At 44.3% G+C, this 8,244-nt stretch carries 7 protein-coding genes; all 7 read left to right on the top strand.

Translation table 11 applies throughout. The features are described 5' to 3' along the window. On the top strand, positions 1-583 hold a 583-nt coding region (locus tag F6K20_RS14550), incomplete at its 5' end, for a glycosyltransferase (RefSeq protein WP_287295103.1). A gap of 228 nt (positions 584-811) precedes the next feature. Continuing rightward, positions 812-1,828 carry a glycosyltransferase family protein gene (locus tag F6K20_RS14545; RefSeq protein ID WP_044494313.1) on the top strand — a complete coding sequence of 339 codons (1,017 nt, stop codon included), beginning with the start codon at positions 812-814 and terminating at the stop codon, positions 1,826-1,828. Between the two features lie 135 nt (positions 1,829-1,963). Beyond that, on the top strand, positions 1,964-3,322 hold the full coding sequence (locus tag F6K20_RS14540) for an oligosaccharide flippase family protein (RefSeq protein WP_009148936.1): 1,359 nt from the start codon (positions 1,964-1,966) through the stop codon (positions 3,320-3,322). Between the two features lie 97 nt (positions 3,323-3,419). Beyond that, positions 3,420-4,229, top strand: coding sequence for a 2OG-Fe(II) oxygenase (locus tag F6K20_RS14535; protein ID WP_009148933.1), 810 nt, complete (start codon positions 3,420-3,422; stop codon positions 4,227-4,229). A gap of 367 nt (positions 4,230-4,596) precedes the next feature. Beyond that, positions 4,597-6,012, top strand: a complete 1,416-nt coding sequence (locus tag F6K20_RS14530) for a hypothetical protein (RefSeq protein WP_044494311.1) — start codon at positions 4,597-4,599, stop codon at positions 6,010-6,012. 166 nt (positions 6,013-6,178) lie between these two features. Next, positions 6,179-7,189: a glycosyltransferase family 2 protein gene (locus F6K20_RS14525; RefSeq protein ID WP_287295099.1), complete on the top strand. Its 1,011-nt coding sequence runs from the start codon at positions 6,179-6,181 to the stop codon at positions 7,187-7,189. A gap of 311 nt (positions 7,190-7,500) precedes the next feature. Further along, positions 7,501-8,088, top strand: coding sequence for a serine O-acetyltransferase (locus tag F6K20_RS14520; RefSeq protein WP_287295097.1), 588 nt, complete (start codon positions 7,501-7,503; stop codon positions 8,086-8,088). Positions 8,089-8,244 lie beyond the last annotated feature (156 nt).

Below are 8,244 nucleotides of genomic sequence, written 5' to 3'. Positions count from 1 at the left end.
TCGCCTCAGTGAACAAAAAGGACATCTACTCTTGATTGAAGCGGCCCATCAGTTAGCCGCTGAGGGCTTGCAGTTCAAGTTGGTACTAGTGGGTGATGGACCGTTGCGTACGCAAATTGAAGCAACTATTGCCCAGTTGGGTTTGCAAGACCACATTGAGATTACTGGCTGGGCTAGTAATACTGAGGTTCAGCAACAAATTTTAGCAGCACGGGCTCTCGTACTGCCCAGCTTTGCGGAAGGATTACCAGTCGTGCTCATGGAAGCTTTAGCCCTGGGTCGTCCAGTGATTACTACTTATGTTGCTGGGATACCGGAGTTGGTGGGTGATGGCAGCTGTGGTTGGCTGGTGCCACCCGGTTCTGTTGAAGCTTTAACCGCAGCAATGGCTGAAGCCTTAAACTCCCCGGTGGAAACCCTGGAGGAAATGGGTAAAGCTGGGGCGGAGCGGGTGGCTAGGCGGCATGATGTCGCAACAGAAGCCAAGAAATTGTCAGCCCTATTTTTGTCTAATCCTGAACTACCTCCAAAGCAAGCTCCGATTGAGGCACCACCAAGGAGTGCTAAGCTCTCACGTATTTAAATTGTGAATCAAATTGTGAATCGGGGCAACAGATGAGCATTTTCGGCGTTGCTGAATTGAAGTATGAATTTATTTGTCTTGTTTCAGTAACGCCCCCGTGGGTCCCCCAAAATTGGGGGACTTGAAATTATCTTTCTCCCCCAGAATTGGGGGTTGGGGGGCAAAATCATACCTGTAATTAGCAACGCCCCATTTTGAATAATTTCCCTTATTTGTAACAGTTAGCTGATGCGTTTTGTATTTTTGCTTTCAGACTTTTCAACAAGCACCACTTGGCAGGGAATATACCGTGTCCTTCGCCGTCCTAAGCTAAAGCCAATTCAGAGTTGGGTCAGGCGTAGGTGGCTTTATAAATCCGAAGTAAACGGCGGAGACCTGAATATCATGCGTCACTGCTTGGCAGCTCGGGAATCTGGGGCTGATGCAGTAATTGCCACCATGACTGGTCGTAACACCTTTGGTAATACTTGGGGGATTCACGATCTACCCTTTATCCGTTGGGCAGATCGTCGTCCCGATGATGTATGCATTATTCCTGATTGGCTCACACTATTGATCAATGATGTCAAAGGACCAGCGATCGCTTATCTCCAGGTTCCAATTTTGGTTAAAGCGGATTTTGACTATCGAGATAGCCGTGTGGCTCTTTGGACAGACTCTCCCTTCATGAAGGAAATATGCGAAGCCACTTATCCTGGCAAAGACATTGAGATCGTTCCCAATGTAGTTGACAACAAGGCATTTCCATTTATTCCTCAAGCAGAAAGAGAAGCAGGTTTGGTCTTCGCCTTTCCCAGAAAAGGTCCTGAGTTCATCACCGAGACTGAGGAATGGTATCAAAAGTTAGGTGGTACATACTGGAGATTTGAGCGTGTGGATGGACTTCCCTTTCACGAACTAGCAAAGCAGTTTAGACGACCACAAGTCTTCCTGGCATCTGCAGAGGTTGAGGGTTGTGCCCTTCCTCCCCAAGAATCCATGGCAGCAGGAATTGTGGTAGTGGGCAAGACTGCCCGTGGGGCAAATTTCTGCATGGAACACCGTAAGACTGCTATGGCTGCCGAGACTCCTGAGGCGGCAGCACGATGTCTTTTGGAACTAGAGCATGCAGAACTTCGTGACAATATTTCACGCAATGCTCACGACTATATTAGTCGTTATTTCTCATCTCAAGAGCCAGCCCGTTTCTGGCAAAAGACCGTTCGCGAGTATTCATCTGGTGCTCAACAACTATTATCTACCTAGCTGTAACTTAAAACCTACATTACACAACATGCTCAGATATCAGCTGTAGAGCCAATCTTTAAAACTAACTAAATTATCTGATGCCTTTAAGTCTGCAACCCCACCCATCCCGTCTACCTACTCGGAAATCTAACCATGTCCTCATCACTTAAAAAACAACTCCTCCGTGGGGCTATTTGGACAGTAGCTGGTTATGGAACAAGTCAGTTTCTGAGACTGGCAAGTAATCTTGTTCTGACCCGCCTGCTTGCACCAGAGTTTTTCGGCTTAATGGCTCTAGCCAACGTTTTCATCATTGGCTTACGGTTATTCTCCGATGTCGGTATTGGTGCAAGCATCATCCAGAATAAACGTGGGGATGACCCAGTTTTTCTGAATACTATCTGGACTATTCAGGTTTTGCGGGGCCTTTTGCTGTGGGTGGCTTGTCTTATAATTACTTGGCCAGTTGCCCACTTCTATAATAACCCGCAGCTGTTATGGCTGATGCCAGTAATTGGTGTGATTCCACTGATTGAGGGATTCAACTCCACTGCTGTGTGGAGCCTCAACCGCCAGATGGCATTTGGCAAGATCATGATGTTTGAGCTGGTGGGGCAATTGTCCGGCCTGATCTTGATGGTCACTTGGGCTTTTGTCAATCGGACAATCTGGGCTCTTGCTATTGGAAATGTGCTGACGGCATTGGTCAAAATGGTAATGAGTCATTGGTTAATTCCTGGAAAATCAAACCGCTTTACCTGGGAGAAAGAGGCAGCTAACAGCATTTTTTCCTTCGGGAAATGGATATTTATTTCAACGGCCCTTACCTTTCTCGCGACCCAAGCCGACCGACTAATTCTAGGCAAATTGTTTTCATTTGAGCTATTGGGAATTTATGGTGTTGCCTTTAATTTAGCGTACCTACCTTCCCAGGTAATCTCGGCAATTAGTTCCAAGGTGCTTTTGCCAACGTTTTCTCAGCTGGCTGATTTGCCTCGGGAAACCTTTCGGATCAAGATTTGGTACAATCGGCAACTTATCCTAGTGGTTGCAGCATTGATGTTGACAGTCAGTACTGCTTTTGGAGATGTTGCGATTTTTATCTTATATGATGAGAGGTTTTATGAGGCGGCTTGGATGTTACCAATCCTGACCCTAGGCATCTGGCCTGCATTATTAATTGATACCGTTCAGCAAGCCCTGATGGCTCTTGGCAAGCCAAACTATAACGCTTACAGTCAATTGGTCAAGAGTCTTAAGGTTTGTATTGGCATACCCCTAGGATTTTATCTGATGGAAAAGTTGGGAAATGGAGCACTCGGAGCAGTAGTCGTGATTGCTTTCAATGACATTCTCCCTTATCTAGTAATAACTTATGGTCTCTGTCGTGAAGGGCTTTCCTTTATTAAGCAAGACCTCTGGGCTACTGCACTACTGTTGACATTACTGATGTGGGTGATTTGGGCTCGATATATGTTGGGTTTTGGATATCCCATCAGTGGACTTTTTTAAAACAGGGAACAGGGCACAGGGAACAGGTAACAAAAATTATTACAATCTATTTAGGATTGCTATTATTTAATAAAACTAAAATTAATTAAAAAAACTAATGGATGATAAAATGTATTCCAAATTAAACTATTGCCTAGAGCCAGAAAAATTAACTAAATTTGCGAATGATAATTGTGAAATATACGCCCAGTCTGAGCCATTTCCACACATTATCATGGATAACTTTTTTCCAGAAGATGTCCTAGATAAGATTCTGAATGAGTTTCCTAAAGCTGATGCAATTGATTGGCAAAAGTTTGATGCTGCACCAGAAAAAAAACTGGCCTCAAAATCGGAAATACAAATGGGAGAGTACACCCGATTTTTTCTGTATCAGCTCAATTCATCAACTTTCCTTAACTTTTTAGAAACCTTAACTGGCATTGATGGAATAATCCCTGATCCTCATTTTGTTGGTGGTGGCTTACATCAGATCGAAAAAGGTGGTTACTTAAAAATCCATGCTGATTTCAATCGCCATACAAAATTGCGCCTTGACCGCCGCTTAAATCTTCTGATCTATCTCAACAAAGATTGGCAAGAAGACTATGGTGGTTATTTTGAAATGTGGGATAAAGAGATGACAAAGTCTCAGAAAAAAATTCTCCCCGTCTTCAACCGATGTGTCATATTTAATACTACCGATTTTTCCTATCACGGACATCCTGAGCCATTAACTTGTCCAGAAGGACGGACTCGGAAATCCTTGGCACTTTACTACTACAGCAATGGCAGACCAGCTGAAGAGCTTTCTAATAGTGGCGACCATTCTACATTATTTAAGGCTCGACCAGGAGAAAAAATACAACTTAAAAAATCTCCAGTAACCAAAGTCAAGAAATTTATTAAGAAGTTAATTATTGAGTAAGAATTCAGCGGTCAGTGGTCAGCGGTCAGCGGTCAGCGGTCAGCCGTTGGCCTTTGGCACCTCAAGTAGCGTGGAACAGGCTTCTGGGAGCATGTCACCTTTGTAATTAGGTACATAGATCCCCCCTAGCCCCCCTTAAAAAAGGGGGGAATTAGATTTAAAAGTCCCCCTTATTAAGGGAAACGGGGGATCTGAACAGGGATTAACAAAATTGACATGCTCCCCAGGGTTCGACGCTGTGACCTAACCCATAAGCTGATCACTGATAGCTGATAGCTAATACCTGATAGCTGATAGCTGATAGCTGATAGCTGATAGCTGATAATTACTCAAACAACTCTGTTCACGTTCATGCCCAAAAAAGCCAATGAGTTTTTTAGTCCCCATCGTCATGTTCGGCTGGATTCCAGTTGTTCTTTATCTCTTCATGAGAATTCCAGCTCAGCGGGCAGTCATTGTGAGTTTCATCGTAGCATGGCTATTCTTACCTGTGGCAGAATATGCTTTGCCTGGTCTACCTGACTATACTAAGATGTCGGCAACTTGCTACGGTATTTTGTTGGCTACTTTTATATACGATGTTGGGCGTATTAGCTCCTTTAAATTCAGCTGGATTGACTTGCCCATCCTGATTTGGTGCCTATGTCCATTGGCTTCATCTATTACGAATGGCTTGGGGGCTTACGATGGTTTCTCTACTGTTTTGACGCAAACCTTGACCTGGGGAGTACCCTATTTTCTCGGTCGGATCTATCTCAATAACTTGAGTGGATTACGTGACTTGGCAATTGGGATTTTCATGGGGGGGTTGGTATATGTTCCCCTATGTTTGTACGAAATTCGTTTTAGTCCCCAGCTCCATAGGATATTGTACGGCTTCCATGCTCATCCTGACTTTGGCCAAACAATGCGTTACGGGGGATGGAGACCGACAGTATTTATGATCCACGGTTTGCCAGTGGGTATGTGGATGATGGCAGCTAGTTTAGTGGGAATTTGGCTATGGCACACTGGGGTGATCAAACAACTCTGGAATATTCCCATGAAGTGGCTGGTAGCTGCGTTGTTGATCACATTTATATTGTGCAAATCCACTGGTGCCTATTTTTTACTACTCTTGGGAGTTGGCATCTTGTTTGTGGGCAAGCAATTTCGTACTGCTTTGCCAGTCTTTATCCTAATTGGGCTTATTTGTTCTTACTTATACATTAACTCACAGACTGAAACCTACGTTAGTGATCAGATTATCTCAAATGTATCGAGTGTGGTTCCTGCAGACCGTATCCAATCCTTACAGTTTAGATTTGATAATGAAGAGCTACTTGTAGATAAAGCACGGGAACGGATCGTGTTTGGCTGGGGAGGATGGGGAAGAAGTCTGATCTTTAATGACAAGGGTGAGCAAGTTACAGTTCCAGATAGTTTGTGGATTATTGCGTTTGGTGAAACTGGTACCGTTGGACTAGCCAGCCTGACCACATCCTTACTAATGCCGGTGTTGACTATGTTTTGGTTCCGTTGTCCAGCCGAGTTGTGGCCAAAGCGGCAAGCGTCACCAGTGGCGGTGCTGACCGTGGCCGTAGCGTTATACATGGTGGAATTTATGCTCAATGCCCATGGTAATCCAGTCTTTGTATTGGCTTGTGGAGGACTATCAGGATTGGTGATCCAAGAACCTACAACCAATAAGGTTAAAAAAGTCCCGGCATTGGCAGCCCAGCGTTATCGTAATCAAAATCGTAATCAAAATCGTAATCAACGAAGACAAGTTCAACGGAATTAGGGATGATATAGCAGGGAGTAGGGAGTAGGGAGTAGGGAGTAGGGAGTAGGGTAAAAAATCTGTGTAAATTATTACGATCAACAACAGGATTTTGTTACTAAAAAAATATAAATTAACTAACAAATAATAATTATTTAGCTAAGGAAAAAAAACGCCAAATTTAGTTATGTCTAATGAACTAAAAAACAATCCCGTAAATTCTTTACTTATAGTAATTGTTAACTACAAAACCCCTAGTTTAACTATTGATTGCTTACGCTCTCTAGCGGATGAAATCCCAGGTTTATCGAATACTCAGGTGGTAGTGGCAGATAATGCGTCTGGGGATGGATCGGCTGTTGCCATTAAAAATGCGATCGCAAACGAAAACTGGGGTAGTTGGGCATCGGTGATGGCACTAGAGCACAATGGTGGATTTGCCTTTGGCAATAACGCTGTGATCCGCCCAGCCCTGAAGTCTAATCAGCCACCGGATTATGTGTTGTTGCTCAATCCAGACACCATTGTTCGTCCTAGGGCGATCAAAACCCTGGTGGAGTTTATGAGTGACCATCCCCAGGTGGGTATTGCTGGCTCTCGCCTGGAAGAGCCTGACAGTACCCCTCAGTGTTCAGCATTTCGGTTTCATACCGTCCTCAGTGAGCTAGATTCTGGTTTGCGTCTCGGTATCGTATCGACATTATTATCGGAGTGGGTAGTTTGGCCACCGATTCCTGACCAACCCTGTCCAACGGATTGGGTAGCTGGGGCAAGTATGATTATTCGCCGGGAAGTGTTTGAGCAGGTTGGCCTGATCGATGAAGCGTATTTCATGTATTACGAAGAAATGGACTTTTGCCTGCAAGCCCAGAGAGCTGGCTGGGAATGCTGGTATGTCCCTGAAAGTCGCGTAGTCCACTTAGTTGGACAAAGTTCAGGTGTTACCGACACCAAGCGTCCACCCAAACGCCGACCCCAGTATGTGTTTGATTCTCGACGACGGTATTTTCTTAAAAACTATGGTTGGTTTTACGCTGCTCTAGCGGATCACACCTGGGCTTCTAGTTATTTATTGTGGCAATTGCGCCGAGTGGTTCAAGGTAAACCCAATCTTGAGCCGCCCCACTTACTTAGTGATTTTCTCCGCAATAGTGTGTTTTGTAAAGGTGGTGCTTTTAGTAGTCCGAATATTTCGTGATTAGTTATTAGCTATCAGCTATCAGCTTTCAGTTATCAGCTTTCAGCTATTAGCTATCAGCTATCAGTTATCAGCTATCAGCTTTCAGCTATTAGCTTTCAGCTATTAGCTATCAGCTATCAGTTATCAGCTTTTAGCTTTTGAATAAAACAGGTAAGCATTGGTTTAATCTGAGTTACGTCAGCTGACCGCTGACCGCTGACCGCTGACCGCTGACCGCTTACAATTCCCGATTCCCGATTCCCGATTCCCGATTCTAAATTCTAAATTCTAAATTCTTCATTCTAAATTCTACATTCTAAAAACAGATTATGGTGATGCCAACAGATTTAACGGCAAATTCTACCCAGCAAAAAACTGATAATTTGGGACTTTGGCAACAAATTAAAGAAGATTGGAAAGCCCATGGGTGTGATTGGACTAAGCCGGGATTTCGGGCTGTAGCGGTGCAGCGGTTTGGAGTCTGGAGAATGAACATAGAGCCGAAGTTACTACGGGCTCCCTTTAGTATTATCTACCGAGCATTATATCGTAAAGTTCGTAATACTTATGGGATAGAATTACCTTACACCGTAAAGCTTGGTCGCCGAGTAATTATTGAGCATCAAAGTGGGATTGTGATTCATGGGGATTGCACCATTGGTGATGATAGTATCCTCCGTCAAGGAGTAACTTTAGGTAATCGTTACTTAGATCGTCCTTTGGATGCCCCCACTTTAGGAAAAAGTGTCAATGTTGGTGCTGGTGCCAAGATATTTGGCAAGGTTACTATCGGTAATGGGGCAAATATTGGTGCTAATGCTGTAGTTTTGTCTGATGTACCTGCTGGCGCAACGGTAGTGGGAATTCCTGCTAAAGTTATTAAGGTGCGTTCTTTAGATGAGAACGGCTCTAGTTGAGATGTAAACAAGGGAATCGGGAATCGGGAATCGGGAATCGGGAATCGGGAATCGGGAATCGGGAATCGGGAATCGGGAATCGGGAGTCGGGAATCGGGAATCGGGAATCGGGAATCGGGAATAGGTAATAGGGAATCGGGAATAGGGAATCGGGGG

This window comes from Moorena sp. SIO2C4, from assembly GCF_010672485.1.
Classification (GTDB): domain Bacteria; phylum Cyanobacteriota; class Cyanobacteriia; order Cyanobacteriales; family Coleofasciculaceae; genus Moorena; species Moorena producens.
This window is presented reverse-complemented; position numbering and strand designations above follow the sequence as displayed.